The organism is Frankia sp. CpI1-P (genome assembly GCF_001421075.1).
GTDB classification, from domain to species: Bacteria; Actinomycetota; Actinomycetes; order Frankiales; family Frankiaceae; genus Frankia; species Frankia torreyi.
The window spans coordinates 76,860-97,582 of the sequence record NZ_LJJX01000005.1 but is presented as its reverse complement, the minus strand read 5'-3'; the positions used below and the strand labels follow the sequence as shown (position 1 = coordinate 97,582).

The following is a 20,723-nucleotide window of genomic DNA, read 5'->3' as shown; positions in this document are numbered from 1 at the left end:
CGCGCCCATGGGGCTCGGGCGCAGGGCGATGGTCTACCTCGGTCTGGCCGAGGAGGACGAGGACTATCTCGACGACGACGACTACGACGACGGTCGTGCGGTCGGTCATGACGATCGGCGTGCCATGCACGAACCGGTCCCGATGGATCGCACGGTCCGTCGGATCGACGCACGGGAGGAGCCGGTCGCCATGCCGCGACGTCCACCGGTCGAACCACTGCGCCCTGCCGGACCTGTGCCGATGCGGCGGGTGATGCCCGTCGAGGAGGCACACCCCTACCGGATCACGACGCTTCAGCCACGTAGCTACAATGAGGCGCGGCAGATCGGCGAGGAGTTCAGGGACGGTACCCCCGTTATCATGAACCTCACCGACATGGACGATGTCGACGCCAAGCGGCTGGTCGACTTCGCCGCCGGGCTGATCTTCGGGCTGCGTGGCGACATCGAGAAGGTGACCAACAAGGTCTTCCTGCTCTCGCCGCACAACGTCGAGGTCACCGAGACGGACAAGCGACGCATCCGTGAGGGTGGGTTCTACAACCAGTCATGACGGGGAACGCGGACCACTGACGCGTCCCCAGGTCCCCAAGGTTCCCAGGAGAGAGCACCATCAGCACACTAGGCGACTTGATCTCATGGGTGCTGCTGGTCTACTTCCTGTTCCTGATAGCGCGGTGGATCACCGACCTCGTTCTCGTCCTCGGTCGATCGTTCCGTCCGACCGGCCCACTGTTGTTGATCTTCGAATCCGTGTACACGGTGACTGACCCCCCGTTGCGGTTCATCCGGCGTGTCCTGCCCCCATTGAGGGTGGGTAGCGTATCGCTTGACCTCGGGTATCTGGTGCTCTTCTTGGTGATCTTGGTGCTGCGGAGCTATGCCCAGAGGCTGTGACGGGGTTGTGTGCACACCGCGAACGCGGGCGCGGCAGACTGCCCGCAGACCGCCCTCTCTTCGGGGAGCGGCGATGCCGCACGAGGAGGNGACGTGGCTCTGACACCACAGGACGTACAGAACAAGGTCTTCAGTCCGACGAGGTTCCGCACCGGCTACAACGAGGATGAGGTCGACACCTTCCTCGACGAGGTCGAGGCGGAGCTGACCCGGCTGCTCGACGAGAACAGCGATCTGCGCCGGCAGCTCGACGAGGCCCGCCGCTCCGGTGGCGGCGGCCCTGGGGTCCCCGCGCAGATCCTCGAGGAGAACCAGGGGCTGCGTCGCCAGGTCGAGGAGACCCGCCGCCAGCTCGCCCAGGTCCAGGCGCAGGCCGCGCAGGCTGCTCAGGCCGCCCGGGAACGCGCACAGCAGCAACAGCAGCAGGTGCCCCCGCCTGGCGCCCCGCAGGGTGGCGCACCGACCACGGTGATCCCCGCCGTCGGCTCGGGCGGCGGCGGCGTGCCGGCTCGCACCGGTTCCGGCCAGGCCTCGGAGGCCGAGATCGAGCAGCGGGTTGCCCGCACGCTCGTGCTGGCCCAGCGCACCGCCGACGAGGCGCTGCGCGAGGCGCGCGCCGAGTCCGAGCGGGCTCGCCGCGAGGCCCGCTCCGACGCCGACCGCATCATCGGCGAGGCCCGCGCCCACGTCGCCGAGCAGCTCGGCGGCCTGGAGGACGACAAGCGCCGCCTGGAGGGCCAGGTCGAGCAGTTGCGGGCATTCGAGCGCGAGTACCGCACCCGGCTGCGCGCCTACCTGGAGATGCAGTTGCGGGACCTGGACGGCATGCCGACCCAGCCGCCGGCAGTCGGCGCGGGCAACACCCCTCGTCCCGGCCTGAACCCCGGTGGTCCGACGCCGCCCCCGGCGGTGGGAATGGGCCCGAACGGCGGCCAGCAGAGCCCCGGCCACCAGCCGACGTTCCCGCCCGGTCCGCCCATGCCCGCCGGTGCCATCGCCCGGGACAACGGCCACGGCGGCCGCCCGGATCTGGACCCCAGCCGGCGCGACGCGCCCGGCATGCAGGAGTTCTGATCCGTCGCGTCGCGGCACCGCGCCCCGTCGAGATCGTCTCTGCCATGGCCGCGTCGTCCGTGACCACGCCGCGTGCGGCCTGGCCTGTCAGTCCGGTGTCGGCGAGCACCGCCGTGGCCGCCGCGGTGCCGCCAGACCCGCCGGCCCGCCCCGCCAGCGCCGAGAGCGACCCGGCCTTCGGCCGCGGTGACGCCCGGTGCCCTGGCCTGCCGCCGGTATCCCCGCCTCGTCGGGACGCGCCATGCTAACGCTCTGTGGTGTGCTGCTCGCACTCTGTGCGGTTCTGGCGATCGCCGGCATCGTCGCCGGCAGCGGCTTCGTCTACGCCTCCCTGATCCTGACACTCATCGCCGCGGCGCTGCTTCCGCTCGGCGCGCTGCGCCGAACGCCTTCCTGAGCGCCGCGGCGCCCGCCGGCGCCGGGGATCGACGCCGGCCACCCGCCCATGTTCGACCGGCCGCGTGCCTGACCGGCCGCGTGCCTAAACGGCCGCGGGAGCGTGGCGCGCCAGGCTGAACACCAGTCCCAGCTCCGCCGCCGATCGCAGACCCGCCTCACCACCCGTGACCTCGGTGAAGGAGACCGCGAGCACCTCCTCGGCCACGGTGGCGCGGTGGGCGCGCAGGGCGAGCGCGGTGTCCTCGCGGGTCGCCGACCAGCGCACATCCACCCGGTCGGTGATCTCCAGGCCGGCGGCCTTGCGCGCGTCCTGCAGCACCCGCACCACGTCGCGGGCGAGCCCGGCCCGGGCCAGCTCCGGGGTGATCTCCAGGTCGAGCGCGACCGACAGGCCGGACTCGGCGGTGACGGCCCAGCCCTGCCGCGGCGTCTCCGTGATGATCAGTTCGTCGCCCGACAGCTCGACGGGTTCGCCGTCGACGGTGACGGTCAGCCGGCCGTCCACCGGCGTTCCGGCGGCGGCGATGGCGGCCGCGACCGCCTTGGTGTTCTTGCCGAAACGCCGGCCCAGGGCGCGGAAGTTCGGCTTCACGGTGATGTCCACGACGTCCGAGGTCGCCGCCTCGACGACGGTGACGTTGAGCTCCTCGGCGATCTGGGCGCGCAGCTCGGCGGACAGCTCGCCGAAGGCGGCGGCGCCGACGACGGCTCGCGGCAGCGGCTGGCGGGTGCGCACCCCGCTGCCGGCCCGCGCGGCGCGGCCGAGTTCGACGATGCGCCGCACGAGGTCCATCTGCGTGGACAGCCGCGGGGAGTGCAGGCCGGCCGGCAGCTCGGGCCAGGCGGCCAGGTGCACCGAGTCGGGCGCTTTCGCCGACGCGTCGGCGAACAGCCGGACCCACAGCCAGTCGGTCAGGAACGGCGTGAACGGGGNCATCACCCGGGTCAGCGCGTCCAGGCAGGTGTACAGGGTGTCCAGGGCATCCGGGTCGCCGGCCCAGAACCGTCGGCGGGAGCGGCGGACGTACCAGTTGGACAGGTCGTCGATGAACCGGGCGATCCGCCGCCCGGCGCGCAGTGAGTCGAAGCCGGCGAGCGCCTCGTCCACCTCGTCCACCGTGGCCGCGAGCTCGGACAGCGCCCAGCGGTCCAGCACGTGCCGCTCGGCCGGCGCCGCCGCGGCCGGGCCCTCACCGGGACGCCAGTCGGCCGCGCCCGCGTACAGCGCGAAGAAGGAGGCGGTGTTCCAGTAGGTCAGCAGGACCTTGCGGACGATGTCCTCGATCGCCTCGTGGCCGACCCGGCGGTCCGCCCACGGGGAGCCGCCGGCGAGCATCAGCCAGCGGACCGCGTCCGCGCCGTGCCGCTCGAACAGCTCGAACGGGTCGAGGACGTTGCCCACGTGCTTGCTCATCTTGNGGCCCTCGGNGTCGAGCAGCAGCCCGAGGCACAGCACCGTCTCGTAGGAGGAGCGGTCGAACACCAGGGTCCCGATCGCCATCAGGGTGTAGAACCAGCCCCGGGTCTGGTCGATCGCCTCGCAGATGTACTGCGCCGGGTACTGGCGGGCGAACTGCTCGGCGCCCTGGTGCGGCGCGCCCCACTGGGCGAACGGCATCGCGCCGCTGTCGTACCAGACGTCGATCACCTCGGGCACCCGGTGCGCGGTCGCGCCGCAGGTCGGGCAGGCGATGGTGACCTCGTCGACGAACGGCCGGTGCGGGTCGAGAGCGGCGAGATCGCGCCCGGCGAGCTCGGACAGCTCCGCGATCGAACCGACGCACACCAGGTGGTCCGGGTCGTCGTCGCAGCGCCAGACCGGCAGCGGCGTGCCCCAGTAGCGGTTGCGGGACAGCGCCCAGTCGACGTTGCCGCGTAGCCACTCGCCGTAGCGGCCGTTCTTGATCCGCTCCGGGTGCCAGTCCGTCGCCGCGTTCTGGGCCAGGAGCTGGTCGCGGATCGCCGTGGTGCGGATGTACCAGGACGGCAGCGGGTAGTAGATCAGCGGGGTGTGGCAGCGCCAGCAGTGCGGGTAGCTGTGGGTGTACGTCTGGGCCCGCCACAGCCGGCCCCGCTCGCGCAGGTCGGCGGTCAGCGCCGCGTCGGCGTCCTTGAAGAACACGCCGCCGACCAGCGGGGTGTCGGCGAGGAACCGGCCGTCGGTGCCGATCGGGTTGACCACGGGCAGGCCGGCGGCCCGGCAGACCGCGAGGTCCTCCGCGCCGAACGCCGGCGACTGGTGCACCAGGCCGGTGCCGTCGGTGGTGGTGACGTACTCGGCGAGCACGACCGAGTGCGGCGTGCCGGTGCCGGCGGCGAACCGCTCGGCGGCCAGCAGCTCGAACGGGCGGGCGTAGCGGGCGCCGGCGAGCGCCGTGCCGCGGAAGCGCTCGACGACCTCGGCGTCCTCGCCGACGGCGGCGGCGACCAGCGGCTCGGCGACGACGAACAGCTCCCCGCCGGCGGCGCGGACCAGGGCGTAGTCGACGTCCGGGTGGGCGGCGACGGCGGTGTTCGACACCAGTGTCCACGGCGTCGTCGTCCAGACCAGCAGCTCCGCGCCGCGCTCGGCGAGCCCGAGGTCGTCGGCGACCAGGGGGAAACGGACGTAGACCGAGGGGTCGTCCACGTCGGCGTAGCCCTGGGAGACCTCGTGGTCGCTCAGCGGCGTCTCGTCGCGCGGGCAGTACGGGGTGACGCGGAAGTCCTCGACAAGCAGACCCTTGTCGAAGATCTGTTTCAGCGACCACCAGACGCTCTCGATGTAGCTGGTGTCCATCGTGCGGTAGGCGCTGTCGAGGTCGACCCAGTAGCCCATCCGCTCCGTCATCGCGGAGAAGTCGGCGACGTGGCGCAGCACCGACTCGCGGCAGCGGGCGTTGAACTCGGCGATGCCGTAGGCCTCGATGTCGTTCTTGCTGGTGAAGCCGAGCTCCTTCTCCACCGCGAGCTCGACGGGCAGCCCGTGGCAGTCCCAGCCGGCGCGGCGGGGGACGTGGAAGCCCTTCATCGTCCGGTAGCGGGGGAACAGGTCCTTGAAGACCCGCGCCTCGACGTGGTGGGCGCCCGGTTTGCCGTTCGCGGTCGGCGGCCCCTCGTAGAAGACCCACAGCGGGCGGTCCGCCGTGGACTCCAGCGAGCGGTGGAAGACCTTCGCGTCGCGCCAGCGGGCGAGCGTCTCGCGTTCGAAGGCGGGTAGGTCCACCTGCGCGGGCAGCGGGGCGAAGGTGGGGGTACGCGGGGCGGTGGTCATCGTGGCGGACCCGGTCTTCCTCGGTCGTGGCTGGCGTCGGACCAACGGAGGGACGACGCCTCACCGGCCGCGCGTGGCGACGGCCGGCGGGCCTGCCCGCCGCCGCGTCCCGCCCGGGACCGGGGGTACCGCGGTACCACCCTCCTTGCGCGCCCCGCTCGACCGCTCCGCCGGAGGCGGAGCGGGCCGTGGGACGGCCTCTCGTCAAAGCTCGCGGCGGCCGGGTCTACTGGGGGCTCCGCCGGCTCGCGCCCGCGGGGTCCCGTTCTGCCGGCGGCTCGGGGGTGATCTTCGCAACGCGCTGGCCACCGGGCTTCCACCAACCCCGGCTCGCTCGGGCTGCGCCCGCCGCTACTCGTCCCCGTCGATGCCGTGCCGCTACCAGATGGAGTCTAGTCGACCGCTCGGGCGCTCGGCCGGTGCCCAGTGGGGATCCATCGGGGCGCCCCGTGTGGGCTGGCCCGTAGAGTGGATCGGGTGGGGGCGGAGACGACCATCGGGAGCAGTGTGTCCGAAGATCCCGCCGACCGTGGGTCGGCCGCCGCGGGCGGCGCCGGGGGCCCAGCCCGGCGTCCGGTGGCCACGCTGACGGCGGCGGCCGCGGTGATCCTGCTGCTCGACATCGTGACCAAGCACATCGCGGTGGCCACGCTGTCCGACCGTGGTCCGGTCAACATCATTCCCGGCGTCCTCGACCTGCGGCTCACCCGCAACTCCGGGGCCGCGTTCAGCCTCGCGGGCGGGGCGACGGTCGTGCTCAGCCTCGTCGCCCTGGCCGTGATCTCGGTGGTGGTCTTCACCGCCCGCCGGCTGCGGTCGGTGGGCTGGGCGATCGTGCTCGGCGCACTGCTCGGCGGCGCGCTGGGCAACCTGACCGACCGGATCTTCCGTGCCCCCGGCCCGCTGCGCGGCCACGTTGTCGACTTCGTCTACCTGCACCACTGGCCGATCTTCAACGCCGCCGACTCGGCGATCGTCTGCGGCGGCATCCTCGCCGTCGTGCTGTCGCTGCGGGGCATCGGGCTGGACGGCACCCACTACGGCGATCCCGACCCGGTCGTCGGGGACGGCGGCGCGCTGCGGGCCGACCCGCCCGCCGATGCCGCCGGCCGAGGCGGCACCGGGCCGGGCGGCCAGTGACCCGCGCCGGGGGAGACGTGAGCGCCGGGGAAGACCTGGGTGCCGGAGGAGACCTGCGTTCGCTGCCGGTCCCGGACGGGCTCGACGGCATCCGCCTGGACGCCGCGATCGCGCGGATGTTCGGGCTGTCGCGGACCGCGGCCGCCACCCTCGTCGACGACGGCCAGGCCAGCCTCGACGGTCGGGTCCGCGGCCGATCCGACCGGGTCCGCGGCGGCGCCTGGCTGGAGGTGCGGCTGCCCGCGCCACCGCGCCCGGTCACCGTGGAGCCCACCCCGGTGGCAGGTCTCGGCATCCTGCACGATGACGACGACATCGTGGTGGTCGACAAGCCGCCCGGCGTGGCCGCCCATCCGGCCCCCGGTTTCACCGGGCCGACCGTGATCGGGGCGTTGGCCGCGGCCGGCTACCGCATCTCCACCTCGGGCGCCGCGGAGCGGCAGGGGGTCGTGCACCGCCTCGACGTCGGCACCTCCGGGGCCATGGTCGTCGCCAAGAGCGAGCGTGCCTACACGCTGTTGAAGCGGGCCTTCCGGGAGCGCCAGGTGGACAAGCGCTACCGCGCCGTCGTGCAGGGCCATCCCGACCCGCTCAGCGGCACCGTCGACGCACCGACCGACCGCCATCCGCGCCGGCCGGGCCTGTTCGCCGTCGTCGCGGACGGCAAACCCAGCGTGACCCACTACGACCTGGTGGAGGCGTTCCGCTCGGCCTCGCTGCTGTCGATACGCCTGGAGACCGGCCGGACCCACCAGATCCGGGTGCACATGTCGGCCCTGCGCCATCCCTGCGTCGGCGACCTCGCCTACGGCGCCGATCCCACCCTCGCCGAGCGTCTCGGCCTGACCCGGCAATGGCTGCACGCGGCCCGCCTGTCGTTCGACCATCCCGGTCACGGCGGCCCCGTCGAGTTCACCAGCCCGGACCCGGCCGACCTGGCGGAGGCGGTGGAACGGCTGCGGGAGCAGGCATGACCGAACCGGTGGCGATCGGCAAGCCGTCCCTGCCGACCCCCGACGTACTGCCGACCCCCGAGGTTCCGCCGACCCCCGAGGTTCCGCCGCTCGTGCCCGCCGAGGCCGAGCCTGTCGCCATGCCGGCCTCAGGAGGGCCGGCCTCAGGCGGGCTGACCACGGCGGTCCTCCACGCGACCGTCGAGGCACGGCCGGTGACGGCCCGGCCCGCGGTGAACCCGCTCGACCGGCTCGACGACGCCGCGCTGCCGCCCGTGTTCCGCATCCTCGACACCGCCCGGTCCCGCCTCGCCGGCACCGCCGATCGCGAGGCCTGCCGGGCCCGCCGGCTGGCCGAACGGGCCCGGCGCGGGCGGGTGGGCCGGGACGGGCCGGCCGACGCCGGGGCCGAGGGCTCGCCGGCCCTGCTCGACGTGGTCGGCGTCGCGCCCGGTGGCGTGGTGGACCGGGGGGCGCGGGTGCTCGTTCTCGGGCTCGTCGTGCTGATCGTGGTGAGCGCGGCGGCGGCGATGCTGCAGAGCGTCGACCGGGATCGGCCGTCCAACGCGACGGCGCCCGCCGACGCGCCGACCGGCTCCCCGCCGGCGGCGCAGCCCCTGACGCCGACGGTCACGATCGGCCCAGGTGCGCACGACTCGGTCGCCGAGTACCTCGGGGCGAGCCGGCAGAACCTCGCGTCCCTGACCGCCGCAGCCCCCGCCGCGGACCTCTACGCCGTCGCGAGCCTCGCCGCCCCGGTCACCCCCGACGAGATGCTCGGGGTTCTCGGCGCGTACCGGGCCGTGCAGGTGTTCTTCACTGCCGGGACCGGCGGGGAGGTCGAGCAGGCCACCGTGCGCGACCCGGTCGCCGACGTCCACGCCGCCTTCGCCTCGGCGGCGACGCAGGCGCAGACGCGGGCCGCGGCCGAGGCGGGAGCCGGCGAGGCCGGCGCGGAGGAGCGGGACCGCCAGGCCGAGGCGCAGCTACGGGCCGGGTGCGCGTGCCTGTTCGCCGCCGTGGTCCGGGCGCCGGCCGGGCGATTGTCGCAGCTCGCGGCCGATCCCCGGGTCCGGGTCGTCGATCCCGCGCCACCCGGCGCCGGGCCGCCCAGCGTGAGATTCCTCCCATTGTCGCCGGATCGCCGCTGACCTGGGGCGCGCCGTCCCTCATCATCTGGCCGGGTCACTGCCATCCGGTGGACGAGGCGCGGGCCTGCCGGCCGCCGCCGGCGTCGACCCCCGTACCGGTCGCGGCGGCCACAAGGGAGGATGAGGCACAACGCCCTCGTCAGCGCGGGTTGCCGGGCTCGGACGACGCCGGTCGCGGTGTCGCGGGCAAGCACCCCGGACGACACGGCGACGATGGCAACCACGGCGACGATGGCAACGACAGTGACGATGACGACTGCAGTGACGATGACGANGACAGCGACGACTACAGGACGATAAGGAGCCCANGGGTGAAGTTGGCGAAAGGCACCCGGGAGGTTTTCGACGCGGAGAGCCTGGTGGAGGAGTACCTGGGTCCCCGCAAGCGCGGGCTGCGTTACGCCTACCCCTACTACGACGGACTGGTCACCAACGACGACCCGGATCTGCTGTGCACGGGCGACCTGCTGGCGCCCAGCCTGCTCGGCGTGCACGTCGACGTCGACCGGATGCACACCCTGACCGCGCTCACGCCGCTGTTGCAACGGGCGCTGGACAAGCTGCCGCCCGGCATCGAGCTGATCGANGCCGACGAGGTGACCCTCGACCTGGTCGCCGCTCTCTACGACCCGCTCGACGACCCCGACGTCTCCGATCGGGACGTCAAGGGCTCGCTGATCGCCAAGGTGCTGCACCGCAAGCGGCCCGCGCTCGTCCCCCTGTTCGACTCCAAGGTTCGGATCTTCTACCAGCACGAGGACTGCGTCCCNCCGTCCCCGCGCGACGGTCGAAGCTGGCGGCAGTACATGGGGTTGCTCGTCCGGGCCATGCAGTACGACCTTCGGGAGAACGCCGAGGAGTTCCGCCGGCTCGCCGCACTGGTGCCGTCGAGCGGCCCGCCGGTCACCCCGCTGCGCATGCTTGACGTCGTGGTGTGGATGAGCAGCGCAGTGTGACTCGTCCCGACGACGGCCCGGGGCCATCGCCCGCAGCCGGCTGCGAGAATGGGTGACGTGCTGAGCTACGCCGTCCGCGGGCTCACCCGACGACACGGGGTGGGCGGGCACTCCGTCCTCGCCAACGACCGGATCGATCTCGACGTCCGGCAGGGCGAGGTGTTCGGGGTGCTCGGCCCGAACGGCGCCGGGAAGACCACGCTGGTCCGCCAACTGATGGGGCTGCTGCGCCCCGACGCCGGCACGATCACGATGTTCGGCCGCGATGTCCGCGCAGCCCCGGACCTGCCCGCCCGGCTGGCCGGCTATCTCGGTCAGGACGATCTTGCGCTGGCGGAGCTGCCCGTCGCCACCGCGGTGGCCACCACCGCGCGGATGCGCGGCGTTCCCCGCGCGGCCGTGCGGGAGGTCCGCGACGCCATCCTCGACGAGCTCGGCCTCACCGCGGTGGCGGACCGGCCGCTGGCCCGGCTGTCCGGCGGGCAGCGGCGGCTGGCCTGCGTGGCCACGGCGCTGGTCGGCGATCGGCCGGTCCTCGTCCTCGACGAGCCGACCACCGGGCTCGACCCGGTCGCCCGGCGCGCGGTGTGGGGGGCGTTACAGCGCCGCCGTGACGCGGCCGGCACCACCGTCGTGCTGATCACGCACAACGTGCTGGAGGCGGAGTCGGTGCTCGACCGGGTCGCCGTTCTGGAGTCCGGGCGGGTGATCGCCTGCGACACACCCGGCCAGCTCAAGGCGTCGGTGTCCGGCGACGTCCGGCTCGACCTCGCCTGGCGCCACGAACCCCCCGCCGACGACCCCACCGTCGCCATGCTGGCCGGCCTCGCGACGACCAACGGCCGGCGCTGGACGGTCCGCCTGGACCCGGCGACCGCCCGCGAGGCCCTCGGCCGGCTGACCACCGGCGCGGCCCTCGCCGCGCTGGACGATTTCAGCCTCGCCACCCCATCCCTGGAGGACGTCTACCTCACCCTCGGCGGGGCGTCCCGAGACCTGGAGCGGACATGACTGTGCACGTGCGTCGTCCGGGCCAGCAGGCGTGGCCCCGATGACCATCGTCCCGGACGCGCGCGACGCGCCGGCGATTCTCGCGGCACTGCAGCCGGCGCCGTCCCTGGAACCGTCGTCGGAGCCGTCCCTGGAGCCGTCTCTGGAGTCGACGTCGGGGCTGTCCCTGGAGTCGTCTCTGGAGTCGACGTCGGGGCCGTCCACGGTGCCGCTGCCGTTGCCGATCCCGATGCCGGCGCGGCTCGGGCCGCCGAAGATGCCGCTGGCCACCCGGTTCGNCACGGCGTTCGGCGCGGTCTACCGCGGGCAGCTCGCCCGGTCGAAGGTCGGCCGCATCCCGTTGCTGTTCGTGGCGTCGTTCCAGTCGATCGGGATCCTGGTCCTGCTGCGCGGCATCCTCGACGTCGACAACACCACCGCCGCCGGCCAGGTCGTCGCGGGTTCCACCGTGCTGGTGGTCGCGTTCGTCGCGCTGAACCTGCTCGCCCAGCGCTTCGGTGCCCTGCGGGCGGCCGGCGCGCTCGACTACTACCTGNCCCTGCCGATCCCGCCGGCGGCGGTCGTGCTGGGCACGGCCGCCTCCTACGCGACGTTCGCCGCGCCCGNCACGGTCATCACGGCCGTACTCGGCGCCCTGCTCTACAACCTGCCGATCACGGGACTGTGGCTGCTCCTGCCCGTCGTCGTGCTCTCCGGGGTGTGCCTGGCGGGCCTGGGGGCCGTGGTCGGTCTGCTCGCCCCGCGCCCGGAGCTGGCGACCATCGCCGGTCAGCTCGGGATGAGCATCGTGCTGTTTCTCGGGGTCATCCCGGCCGACCGGCTGCCCGAGATCGGCCGGGTCGCGCGGGACGTGCTGCCCAGCAGCTACGCCGTGGACGCCCTCGCGGCCGCCTTCCAACCGGGCGTGGACTGGTCGAAGGTGGTCCTCGACCTCGCCGTCTGCGCCGCCGTGGGGATCGCGGCGCTGGCCGTCGCGGCGGTGACGCTGCGCCGCGTCGGAACCTCCTGACCAGAGCGTAACCGTCCAGGATCGCGTCGCCCGGGACCACTGTCACACCAGTGTGGCCGGGACGACCGCCCAGCACGATAGTGTCAACCGTCCGCGGTGGCCGACGACGCCGCCGTAGGTGATGTGGACGAGGAGACGGACACCTCTTGGCGGGACGGGCGACGTGACGGAGAGTTCAGCGGAGTTCCGGGGGGTCCCGACGGACAGCCCGGGAGCCGAGCCGTCTGAGACCTCCCCGCTGCCGGCCCGCTCGCGGCGGCCACTGCCGTTCGGTGTCCGCCCGGACCTGATCGCCGGCCTGATCTGCGCGGCGGCGATGGCGGTCGCCGGGTTCCCTCTCGGCCTGCTGTGGGCCGCCGTCGCGCCGCATCTCGACGTCCCCGGCGCGCTGCACGGCAACGAGTCGGCGTTCGCGGTCCAGAGCGACATCGACGCCCGCTTCGCGCTGATCTGCGGGGTCGCCGGGCTCGTCGGCGGCCTGGTGGCGTTCTGGCGGGCCCGGGACGCCGGCTTCCTGGTGCCGCTGGGGCTTGCCGTGGGGGGCCTCGGCGGCGCGCTGATCGTCGGCTGGATCGGTCATCTTCGCCGCTCTCCGGACCTGCTGCACAGCCTGCCGAGCAACGCCTCGCCGATCCTGGTGGACCTGGTCGACCTGCGGGTCCGCGCGCACGGGCTCTACCTGGTCATGCCGGTGGTCGCCCTGGGCGTCTTCGCGATCGGCCTGTGGGCGACCTCCCGCCCCCGTCGGAGCCCACGCGGCGCGCGTCCGCCCGCGCCCTTCTCCGGTCCTGGCACCGAGTCCGGGGCCGCCAGCACCAAGGGCGCGGAGGGCCCGCAGCGTCCGGCGGACGCCGCGGGCGAGCCGGCCCCTAGCGGACCCGACGCCCCCCGGGTATCCGGCTGACCCTGGCCGGGCCTGTCTCAGTTGGGGCTCGGATCCACCCGGCGCAGCTCGCTGGAGCCGATCGTGGTGATCTTCTGGAGCAGGCCGACCTCCCGGTGTAGCAGCGCCCGCTCGACGCGCAGTCGGGTGGCTGCGTCGGCCNCCGCGAGCAGGCCCTGGCGCTCGGTGAGATCGGTGACGGCCGCCGCGGCGATCACGTAGGACAGGGCGACGGGATCGTCGGGCAGGTCCGGCAGGGAGATCTGCACCGTGCCGGTGGCGGCCAGCCGCTCGGCGTAGGCGCGCATCAGCCGCTGCACCGGCGCGACGGACTCGCGGGCGGACTCGGCGTCACCGACCTCGTCGGGCAGGAACTCCACGTCCCCCACCAGATACGGCGCGCTGCGCTGATCCACCGCGCCGATGCGGAACCGCTGCCCGCCGACGGTGATCAGGGAGAACCGGCCGTCCGGATGCTCCTGCACCCGGCGCAGCACGGCCGTGCAGCCGACCTCGTGGATCGCCGGCAGCGCCGGCCCCGTCTCGCGGCCCCGCCGGATGGCCACGACCCCGAAACTGCGCGCCTCGTCGGCGGGCTGGGCGAGCAGCTCCCGGACCAGCGCCCGGTAGCGTTCCTCGAAGATCTCCAGGGGCAGCACGAGCCCGGGAAGCAGGACGGTCCCGAGCGGGAACAGCGGGAGTCGCGCGCTCATCGCCGGTGCCCTCCCCTTCTGGCCCACCCGGATCCTGCCCACGCCCGAGCCGGCCGCCGCCGGTCGGCCGCGGCCGGTCGGCCTTCGCCGCCGGGGTGACGCACCGCGGCGGATCCGCGTGCCGAAGCCGGCCGTTCGATCCAACCTTGTCCCGCGCCGGCCGCGGTGTCCATCGGCCGACCCCTGTGATTCTCGCCGAACGAGGGCGTGTCGGCGCCGCGGGTGGTCCGCCCGGGGTGGCGCCACCGGGCCCGGGGTCCTCCTTCGGTCGCCATTCGGGCGAGAATGGACCGGTGTGGGGAACCGAACCTGAGCTCCTGGTCGTCCTCGAAGGAGCGGGCCGCGCCGATGGTCCGCTGGCCACGCTCGCCGAGTTCGGACCGGTGACCTCGCAGCTGCCGCCGCGACTGGCACTGCTGGCGGTGCCGGCGTCGCGAGCGGCGGAGCTGGGGGCCTGCGCCGGCGTGCGCGGCGTCTTCGTCGACGGGGTGCCCCCGGCGCTGCGGGAGACCCTCAGCCCCGCGGAGGCCCTGTTCGTCGACGGTTGGCTGGCGCGCCGCAGCGCCAAGGACCGACCCGCCGAGGGACTTCCCTGGGACGCCCCCGGCGCCTCACCCCCCGACCCGCCGCCCGGTTCCGTGGTCGGCTAGAACACGCGGCGCGGGGTCGACCAGGTCGCCCCGGCTCCGGATGTGCGCCACACCATGTGCAGCTCGTCGCCGACGCGGGCGAGGACCTCCAGGTGGCCGTCGAAGTTGCTCTGGATCATCGAGACGGCGTCGACGTTGCCCAGGGTGGCGGCGAACGGGCGCGGCCCGCTCCAGAACGGCGTGGGCGCGCCGTTGTTGCGGTAGTAGTGGATGAGCCCGCCGCCGGCGGCGGGGACGACCACCTCGAAGTTGCGCGCCCCGTCGGCGAAGGAGCTCTGGATCAGCGACGGGTTGCCCGCGACCCCCTCGCCGAAGACGGGGCCGGTCCGCCACACCGCCGAGTTGTCCCGGGTCAGGTGCACCAGCCGGCTGCCGACCCGGGCGACGGCCTCGAGCATGCCCGCGCCGCCNCCGAGGGTGCCGTGGATGAGGCTGACCGCGTCGACCCGGCCCAGGTTCGCGCCGAACAGCCGCGGCGCGCTCCAGGGGTAGCCGTAGACGTCGTGGTTGCGCCACAGGTGCAGGATCCCGACGTCCGCGGCCGGGATGAGCAGCTCGAAGTTGCCCTTCGTCCCCAGTCGGCTCTGGACGAGCGACGGTACCCCGCCGACGCCCTGGGTGAGCTGCTTGGGGTCGTGCCAGGCGAACGCCCCGGTGCTGTCGCGCCACAGGAAGTACAGTGTCGAGCCGACCCGGACGGCGACCTCCAGCGGCCCGGGGTTGGCCAGGGTGCTCTGGACCATGGTGAGTGCGTCGACGCGGCCGAGGGACTGCGCGGTCTGCCACGGATCGCGCCAGGGGAAGCCGGCGGCGTCGTTGTCCCGCCACACGTGGGTGATCCCCGCGAACGCCGACGGCACGACGACGTCGAAGTTGCCGGCGCGGCCGAGCCCCTTCGACTGGACCATCGCCGGGTTGCCGCCGACGCCGTGGCCCCACCCGATCTGGCCGGGGGTGTAGCGGCACAGCGCGAAGCTGTTGGAACGCATCAGGCAGTCCGCCGGCGCCGGCGCGCAGGCGTCGCAGTTGCCGTTCGGGACGCCGAACGCCCCCCACGCACCGCCGCAGTCGCAGCCCNCGCCGCCGTACTCGTCCGGGGCGCCGAAGATGTGCCCGGTCTCGTGGGTGAAGACGCGGTCGATGTTGTCGGGGCCCCAGCCGTCGTTGGCGTACGACATGACGATCCGGGGGCCGCCGACCGACGAGTAGGCGAAGTAGCCCAGCGGGTACTTGGTGAAGAAGGCGCAGTAGGCCCACCGGGTGCCGAGCCGGGCGCGCAGCGCGTCGACGTAGTCGTAGACGCCGTCGAAGGTGGCCGCGTGGCCAAGCCGGCTCATCGCCGGATCCCGCCACAGGGCCTCCAGATCGGCCGCCTTCGGGTCCGCCGGCACGGACAGGCGTACGAGCTGGATGTCGTAGGAGAACGTGAGACCGGCCGCCGGGTTCGTGGTGGCGTACCAGGACAGCCCGTTCTGCACCTCGGCCACGACCTTGGTCCGCTCGGCCGCCGCGAACTGCAGGTCCGCGGTGGGCCCCTCGACGAGGATCAGGCCGATGGCGACGGAGCCCTCCAGCTTCGAGCTGGTCGGAGAGCCGGCGGCGCCGGCCGCGGGGCCCGTGGCGGGGCCGCTGTCGGCGGCGGCGCCTGTGGCGGTCAGCGTCATCAGCGGGCTCTGCAGGAGCGACTGACCGTTGGCGAAGGCGCGTGGTGTCGGGCGGTCCGGGTCCGGCCCGAAGGACCCCCGCGGGGGCGGAACGTCGGTGCAGGGCCGGTCCATGTCCCACGGATGGCCGTCGCGCGGGCGATCCTGCTTCAGCCGGCGGTAGGCGGCGCTGGCGCGCAGCCGGAAGGCATCCAGACCCAGCGTCTCGGCCCGGTTCAGGCCGGGGGAGACGCCCGTGGTCGACACGACGCTGCCGTCGGCCGGGGGCAGCAGGCCCGCGCCGGCGCGGGCCGCGAGCAGCCCCGGCCCGCCGGGCGCGTCGTCCCGCGGCCGGCCGAGCACCTGGACCCGGCCGTAGCGGTGCAGGGTCCGTTCGCCACCGGCGCCGGCGGCGGCGGGCGGGGCGGGCGTGCCGTCGTCGGTCGCCGCGTTGCCGCCCGTGGCCGGATCGGTCGCGTCAGCCCTCGCGGGAGCGGCCCACAGCGAACGGCTGGCCGCCGCGTCGGCCGGGGTGATCAGGGCGCGTTCGTCGACCGGTANGTCCCCCGCCATGCGTGATCGTTTTCCCTTCGGTGAGGAATGGCTGTGCGGAGTTGTATCGTGTTGCGGCTTTGTTGTGTCGGCTTTTACGGAAGCAAGTGCCGGGAGTGCCGGTCCGTCATATACGACCCGTTTTATCCGCATAGCGGCCGCACGGAGTTCCGGTTCGGGTGCTTGCCACCGTGCGCGGACGGCCGGAGCCGGCCGTGGCTGCGGCGTCGCCGGTGTCCGGCAGAGCGGCCGACCACCGGCGGGTTCACCGCTCGGGTGCGGTCAGACGCTTCGGCGGGTCCGCCGGGTCCACCGCCCGGGTGGGGTCACCGCCCGGGTGGGGTCACCGCTCGGGCGGGAAGGAGTTCTGCCCGGGATTGATGTCCGGCCAGCCGGAACCGACGGCCGATCGGTCCGGCGCGCCCATCGCCGGACCGCCCAGCCCGGCGCCGCCGGTCCCGGGACCGCCCAACCCGGCACCACCCGCCGGGGAGGCGGCCATCGCATCGGCGACCTTGCGCATGATGGCCTCAACGAGGCGGACGGCCTGGGGGGTCGNGAGGTTCAGCACGATCTCCGAATCCCCCGCGACCTGGAATCGCACCGAAACGTCCGCCATGCCGAGTTCCCCTTCCTCGTGGCTCGCCACCCCTGCGCAGGCGCGTTGCCAGAGGTGACGTTACGGGGCGAACGGTGCGTCGCGTGCGGGACCTCGGTACCTCGGCGGCCGCCGTGACCGGCTGGTGGACGCCCGCGACCGTGCGGGTAGGGTCACCGTGGTGAGCACTAGGGTGGCGACGGTCAGTGACTGCGTGGCCGTGNTGGAGCAGGCGTTCCCGCCGGCCTGGGCGCAGTCATGGGACGCGGTGGGCCTGGCGGTCGGTGACCCCGAGGCTCCCGTCTCCGCGGTGCTGTTCGCCGTCGATCCCACCGTCGAGGTGNCCGTCGAGGCGGCGGGCGGCGCCCAGTTGCTCGTCACCCACCATCCCCTGTTCCTGCGCGGGACCCACGGGGTGGCCGAGACCGGACCCGGCGGGCGGGTCGTCGCCACCCTCATCCGCGCCGGGGTCGCGCTGTACACGGCGCACACCAACGCCGACGTCGCCGACCCGGGGGTCAGCGACGCGCTGGCCGCAGCCCTCGGGCTGCGCCGGGTCGGCCCGCTGGACCCGGGGCACTCGGCTGACGTGCACCCGGCTGACGCGCAGCCGGCCGGGGATGGCGCGGGGGCGGGGCCGACGGTGTGTCGGGGGCTGGGGCGCATCGGCGAGCTGCCCGAGCCCGAGCCGCTGGACCGCTTCTGCGCCCGCGTCGCCCGGGCGCTGCCCGCGACGGCCGGTGGGGTTCGGGCGACCGGGGCCGCGGATCGNCTCGTGCGCCGGGTCGCGGTCTGCGGCGGCTCCGGCGGGGAACTGGCCGGCGCGGCGCGGGCCGCGGGCGCGGACGTCCTGGTCACCGCGGACGGGCGGCATCACCACGTGCTCGACACGGTGGGGGAGCATCCGATCGCCGTCGTCGACGTCGCCCACTGGGCGAGCGAATGGCCGTGGCTCACGCAGGCCGCCGCGCGTCTGGAGGCCGGTCTGCGGACCCGGGGACGTACGGTGAGCACATCGGTGTCCGCTATCGTGACCGATCCCTGGCGGTTGCACGTTCCGTCCCGGTAGTCGGCGTCGCAGGCGGATGCCCGGCTCGCCGGGCCGGGTTCGTCACGGTCCCGCCGACCGCTCCGGCTCGCGGGCCGGGCGGCGCGGTACCGGCAAGGGCGTCGTCGATCGCGGCCGACGCCGATGAAGGACATACCGGTGAGGAGTCCATGAAGGCCGACCCAGCAATCCAGCTCCGCCTGCTCGACCTGCAGGCCCTCGACGCCGGCCTCGACCGGCTGGCCGCCCGCCGCCGCGGGCTGCCCGAACTCGCCGTCATCACCGAACGCACCGCGGCCCTGGGCACCCTCGACGACGAGGTCGTCGGGGTGCGCACCGAGCTGGGGGACGTCACCCGCGCCCAGCGCAAGCTGGAGACNGAGATCGAGCTCGTCCGGACCCGCTCCGCCCGCGATTCCCAGCGGCTGGAGTCCGGGGCGGTGACGAACTCCCGGGAGCTGGAGAACCTTCAGGCGGAGCTCGCCTCCCTGGCCCGCCGCCAGGGCGTGCTCGAGGATGACGCGCTGGAGAAGATGGAGGCCGTCGAGGGCCTGGAGGGACAGCTCGCGGCCCTCAGCCAGCGCCGCGCCGACCTGCAGGCGGAAATCGACGCCGCGACCATCGCCCGCGACAAGGCGTACGCCGAGATCGACACCGAGACCGCCCGGCTGCGGCAGGACCGGGAGGCCCTCGCGCCCCGGCTGCCCGAGGCGCTGGTGACGTTGTACGAGCGGATCCGGGCGTCCTCCGGCGGGGTCGGCGCGGCGCCGTTGCTGCGTCGGCGCTGCCAGGGCTGCCATCTTGAACTCTCCGGCGGCGACCTGCGGGCGGTCGCCGCGGCCCCCGTCGACGAGGTCGTGCGGTGCGAGGAATGTCGGCGCATCCTGGTCCGTACCCCCGAGTCGGGGCTGTAGCGGCAGGTCGGTTCGGGCAGGGCGAGGGGAGTGGCAGATGAGCACGGTGCGCAGGCTGGTCGTCGAGGCCGACGGCGGATCCCGGGGCAATCCGGGCCCGGCCGGCTACGGCGCCGTGGTCCGTGACGCCGCGGACGGGACGGTGCTCGCCGAGCGGGCCGCGTCGATCGGGCATGCCACGAACAACGTCGCCGAGTACTCGGGCCTCATCGCCGGGCTGCGGGCCGCCGCCGAGATNGCCCCGGACGCCGAGGTGGAAGCCCGGCTGGACTCCAAGCTCGTCGTCGAGCAGATGAGCGGCCGCTGGAAGATCAAGCACCCGGCGATGCGCCCCCTGGCCGACGAGGCGACCGCGCTCGCCCGCACCTTCCCCGCCGTGCGCTACCAGTGGGTGCCCCGCGCCCGCAACGCCGACGCCGATCGCCTCGCCAACGAGGCGATGGACGCCGCCGCGGCCGGGCGGAGCTGGGAGCCGTCGGTCCCACAGTCACCGGATCCGGCGCCGCACCGCGCCCCCACCACCCACCGGCTTTCCGGCTGGATGGCTCCGCCCGCCCCACCGACGACGACGGTGCTGCTGCGCCACGGCCAGACCCCGCTGTCGGTGGACAAGCGGTTCAGCGGGACGGTGGAGGCGTCGCTGACCGACCTGGGGATGAGCCAGGCCGCCGCGGTCGCCGACCGGCTGCGCGACGAACCGTTCGACCTGATCGTCAGCTCGCCGCTGAAGCGGGCCCGGCAGACCGCCGAGGCGCTGGGCCGCGACTATGTCGTCGACGACGACCTGCGGGAGACCAGCTTCGGCGCCTGGGAGGGGATGACCTTCGGCGAGGTGCGCGAGCGCTTCCCTGACGAGCTCAACGCCTGGCTCGCCGACCCGAACGTGCCGCCGCCCGGCGGGGAGAGCCTGATCTCGACGGTGACCCGGGTGACCCGGGCCCGCGACCGGCTGCTCGCCGAGCAGCCCGGCAAGCGGATCCTCGTCGTCTCGCACGTCACGCCGATCAAGGGATTGACCCAGCTCGCACTGGCCGCCGAGCCGACCGTCCTGTACCGCCTGCACCTGGACCTGGTCTCGCTGACCACGATCGACTGGTACTCCGACGGCCCCGCCGTGCTGCGCGGCTTCAACGACACCCACCACTCCGTGAACCTGACCACCTACGGCGAGTAGTCACCGCAGGTCTGCTGGTGGGCTGCCTGCCAGGCCAGGCGGGCAGCCCACCAGGCAGCCCGATCGCGGGTGCCGACGTCAAAGACGGGGCGGTCGGCGAGGGGCCGGGCGAGGGCGACGCCGATCCACCATCGCCGTTGAACTCCACCGTGGCGGGCGCTCCGGCCATGAGCCGTACCAGGCACCTTCCTGATGCGGATCGGTCGTGGTGGCTGTTGCCGGTCGATGCCGACGCGGACGCGCACCTCGATCCGGTCGCCGAATTCCGCGACGTCGACGCCGGCCGGGATCTCGCCGCGGTTCGTGGCGACGCACAACCGGAGTTCACGTCCGTCGTGACTGACCCGTGCGCGGTCGACGGTAGTCTCCCAGGGTTGAAAGGCGGTCGGGTCGCACGGGAGGGTGGCGAGNCGCGCGAGGAGACGCCGGATGAGCCATTCCGGTGCGATGGCCGGCTCGAGGAGCGTGNCGCCCGGCTGGCGGATGGTGGGATCTTCGTTGGGCGAGGGGAGATGGTCGAAGACCCGTCCCGGGCGGAACTGATCGGCTATCTGCGGGCGTGCTGTGAGAAGTGCCGGCCCGGTGGGCTGATCGTGCTTGTCCTGGTCGAGTGCGACCGGCCAGGCGGCCCAGGAGGAGGAGTCGGCCGCGTCTTCGTCGAACACGAAGCTGGTGGCCGGAGGAATCTGAGCGGAGATGAGAAAC

The 20,723-nt window shown here is 73.8% G+C and carries 17 protein-coding genes and 14 pseudogenes; 23 read left to right on the top strand and 8 right to left on the bottom strand.

Annotation, left to right across the window (positions count from 1 at the left end; translation table 11 throughout):
* The first annotated feature begins 7 nt into the window (after positions 1-7).
* The 4 genes from FF86_RS05100 to FF86_RS34610 all read left to right on the top strand — a co-directional run bounded on the left by FF86_RS05100 (position 8) and on the right by FF86_RS34610 (position 2,368).
* A complete protein-coding gene (locus FF86_RS05100) occupies positions 8-553 on the top strand; it encodes a cell division protein SepF (RefSeq protein WP_044883610.1) in 546 nt (181 codons plus the stop codon).
* A gap of 89 nt (positions 554-642) precedes the next feature.
* Positions 643-897: a YggT family protein gene (locus tag FF86_RS05095; RefSeq protein WP_044883611.1), complete on the top strand. Its 255-nt coding sequence runs from the start codon at positions 643-645 to the stop codon at positions 895-897.
* Positions 898-990: 93 nt separating this feature from the next.
* Positions 991-1,971 carry a DivIVA domain-containing protein gene (locus FF86_RS05090; RefSeq protein WP_044883612.1) on the top strand — a complete coding sequence of 327 codons (981 nt, stop codon included), beginning with the start codon at positions 991-993 and terminating at the stop codon, positions 1,969-1,971.
* 259 nt (positions 1,972-2,230) lie between these two features.
* Positions 2,231-2,368 carry a hypothetical protein gene (locus FF86_RS34610; protein ID WP_199865326.1) on the top strand — a complete coding sequence of 46 codons (138 nt, stop codon included), beginning with the start codon at positions 2,231-2,233 and terminating at the stop codon, positions 2,366-2,368.
* Positions 2,369-2,452: 84 nt separating this feature from the next.
* On the opposite strand, the pseudogene FF86_RS40715 reads toward FF86_RS34610, so the two are convergent.
* From FF86_RS40715 to ileS, 3 genes and pseudogenes are all read right to left on the bottom strand, one after another.
* Positions 2,453-3,303 (bottom strand): annotated as a pseudogene (locus tag FF86_RS40715) (DUF5915 domain-containing protein); the annotation flags it as partial.
* A 1-nt stretch (position 3,304) separates the two neighbouring features.
* Positions 3,305-3,788: pseudogene (locus FF86_RS40710) on the bottom strand (class I tRNA ligase family protein); the annotation flags it as partial.
* An 11-nt stretch (positions 3,789-3,799) separates the two neighbouring features.
* Positions 3,800-5,623: isoleucine--tRNA ligase (gene ileS / locus FF86_RS40705; protein ID WP_242418207.1), on the bottom strand; the 1,824-nt coding region annotated here is incomplete at its 3' end.
* A gap of 507 nt (positions 5,624-6,130) precedes the next feature.
* On the opposite strand from ileS, the gene FF86_RS05080 reads away from it, so the two are divergent.
* The 11 genes and pseudogenes from FF86_RS05080 to FF86_RS05050 all read left to right on the top strand — a co-directional run bounded on the left by FF86_RS05080 (position 6,131) and on the right by FF86_RS05050 (position 12,747).
* Positions 6,131-6,763 carry a signal peptidase II gene (locus tag FF86_RS05080; protein WP_242418206.1) on the top strand — a complete coding sequence of 211 codons (633 nt, stop codon included), beginning with the start codon at positions 6,131-6,133 and terminating at the stop codon, positions 6,761-6,763.
* 17 nt (positions 6,764-6,780) lie between these two features.
* On the top strand, positions 6,781-7,737 hold the full coding sequence (locus FF86_RS05075) for an RluA family pseudouridine synthase (protein WP_242418205.1): 957 nt from the start codon (positions 6,781-6,783) through the stop codon (positions 7,735-7,737).
* Positions 7,734-8,867, top strand: a complete 1,134-nt coding sequence (locus FF86_RS05070; RefSeq protein WP_242418204.1) for a hypothetical protein — start codon at positions 7,734-7,736, stop codon at positions 8,865-8,867. Before FF86_RS05075 ends, FF86_RS05070 begins: the two co-directional genes overlap by 4 nt.
* A 311-nt stretch (positions 8,868-9,178) precedes the next feature.
* Positions 9,179-9,453, top strand: a pseudogene (locus FF86_RS40700) (DUF6308 family protein); the annotation flags it as partial.
* A gap of 1 nt (position 9,454) precedes the next feature.
* Positions 9,455-9,636 (top strand): annotated as a pseudogene (locus FF86_RS40695) (DUF6308 family protein); the annotation flags it as partial.
* Between the two features lies 1 nt (position 9,637).
* Positions 9,638-9,823 (top strand): DUF6308 family protein (locus tag FF86_RS40690; protein ID WP_242418203.1); only part of this gene is annotated, 186 nt, incomplete at its 5' end.
* A gap of 48 nt (positions 9,824-9,871) precedes the next feature.
* The gene (locus FF86_RS05060; RefSeq protein ID WP_044883615.1) at positions 9,872-10,834 is read left to right on the top strand and encodes an ABC transporter ATP-binding protein; all 963 of its coding nucleotides are present in this window, start codon (positions 9,872-9,874) and stop codon (positions 10,832-10,834) included.
* 279 nt (positions 10,835-11,113) lie between these two features.
* Positions 11,114-11,369: pseudogene (locus tag FF86_RS40685) on the top strand (ABC transporter permease); the annotation flags it as partial.
* A 1-nt stretch (position 11,370) separates the two neighbouring features.
* A pseudogene (locus FF86_RS40680) lies at positions 11,371-11,439 on the top strand (hypothetical protein); the annotation flags it as partial.
* Position 11,440: 1 nt separating this feature from the next.
* Positions 11,441-11,843 (top strand): ABC transporter permease (locus FF86_RS40675; protein ID WP_242418202.1); only part of this gene is annotated, 403 nt, incomplete at its 5' end.
* A 163-nt stretch (positions 11,844-12,006) separates the two neighbouring features.
* Positions 12,007-12,747 (top strand): hypothetical protein, encoded by a 741-nt coding sequence (locus FF86_RS05050; protein WP_044883616.1) that lies wholly within the window; start codon positions 12,007-12,009, stop codon positions 12,745-12,747.
* Positions 12,748-12,764: 17 nt separating this feature from the next.
* On the opposite strand, the pseudogene FF86_RS65250 reads toward FF86_RS05050, so the two are convergent.
* Both FF86_RS65250 and FF86_RS05045 read right to left on the bottom strand, forming a co-directional pair.
* A pseudogene (locus FF86_RS65250) lies at positions 12,765-12,888 on the bottom strand (peptidase S16); the annotation flags it as partial.
* A 1-nt stretch (position 12,889) separates the two neighbouring features.
* Positions 12,890-13,439, bottom strand: a 550-nt coding sequence (locus tag FF86_RS05045; RefSeq protein ID WP_242418201.1) for an LON peptidase substrate-binding domain-containing protein, incomplete at its 3' end; no start/stop codon positions are given.
* Positions 13,440-13,732: 293 nt separating this feature from the next.
* Here FF86_RS05045 and FF86_RS05040 point away from each other — a divergent pair.
* Positions 13,733-14,089 carry a hypothetical protein gene (locus tag FF86_RS05040; RefSeq protein WP_044883618.1) on the top strand — a complete coding sequence of 119 codons (357 nt, stop codon included), beginning with the start codon at positions 13,733-13,735 and terminating at the stop codon, positions 14,087-14,089.
* Here FF86_RS05040 and FF86_RS40670 read toward each other — a convergent pair.
* The 3 pseudogenes from FF86_RS40670 to FF86_RS40660 form a co-directional block, all read right to left on the bottom strand.
* Positions 14,086-14,499: pseudogene (locus FF86_RS40670) on the bottom strand (hypothetical protein); the annotation flags it as partial. The gene FF86_RS05040 and the pseudogene FF86_RS40670 overlap by 4 nt on opposite strands.
* A 1-nt stretch (position 14,500) precedes the next feature.
* A pseudogene (locus FF86_RS40665) lies at positions 14,501-15,166 on the bottom strand (hypothetical protein); the annotation flags it as partial.
* A gap of 1 nt (position 15,167) precedes the next feature.
* Positions 15,168-16,292: pseudogene (locus FF86_RS40660) on the bottom strand (hypothetical protein); the annotation flags it as partial.
* Positions 16,293-17,106: 814 nt separating this feature from the next.
* Here FF86_RS40660 and FF86_RS40650 point away from each other — a divergent pair.
* The 7 genes and pseudogenes from FF86_RS40650 to FF86_RS05015 all read left to right on the top strand — a co-directional run.
* Positions 17,107-17,225 (top strand): annotated as a pseudogene (locus FF86_RS40650) (Nif3-like dinuclear metal center hexameric protein); the annotation flags it as partial.
* 1 nt (position 17,226) lies between these two features.
* Positions 17,227-17,653: pseudogene (locus FF86_RS40645) on the top strand (Nif3-like dinuclear metal center hexameric protein); the annotation flags it as partial.
* A 1-nt stretch (position 17,654) separates the two neighbouring features.
* The coding region (locus FF86_RS40640; protein WP_242418200.1) for a Nif3-like dinuclear metal center hexameric protein at positions 17,655-17,951 on the top strand (297 nt) is incomplete at its 5' end.
* 149 nt (positions 17,952-18,100) lie between these two features.
* Positions 18,101-18,309 (top strand): annotated as a pseudogene (locus FF86_RS40635) (hypothetical protein); the annotation flags it as partial.
* A 1-nt stretch (position 18,310) separates the two neighbouring features.
* Positions 18,311-18,844: zinc ribbon domain-containing protein (locus FF86_RS05020; protein WP_242418199.1), on the top strand; the 534-nt coding region annotated here is incomplete at its 5' end.
* Positions 18,845-18,881: 37 nt separating this feature from the next.
* Positions 18,882-19,081, top strand: a pseudogene (locus FF86_RS40630) (reverse transcriptase-like protein); the annotation flags it as partial.
* A 1-nt stretch (position 19,082) separates the two neighbouring features.
* Positions 19,083-20,018: bifunctional RNase H/acid phosphatase (locus FF86_RS05015; RefSeq protein WP_242418198.1), on the top strand; the 936-nt coding region annotated here is incomplete at its 5' end.
* Positions 20,019-20,723 lie beyond the last annotated feature (705 nt).

Bases quoted from the DNA above. Each gene is read 5' to 3' on its own strand.
- FF86_RS05070 (WP_242418204.1), top strand. From the start codon at position 7,734: ATGACCGAACCGGTGGCGATCGGCAAGCCGTCCCTGCCGACCCCCGAC.
- FF86_RS05060 (WP_044883615.1), top strand. From the start codon at position 9,872: ATGGGTGACGTGCTGAGCTACGCCGTCCGCGGGCTCACCCGACGACAC.
- FF86_RS05100 (WP_044883610.1), top strand. From the start codon at position 8: ATGGGGCTCGGGCGCAGGGCGATGGTCTACCTCGGTCTGGCCGAGGAG.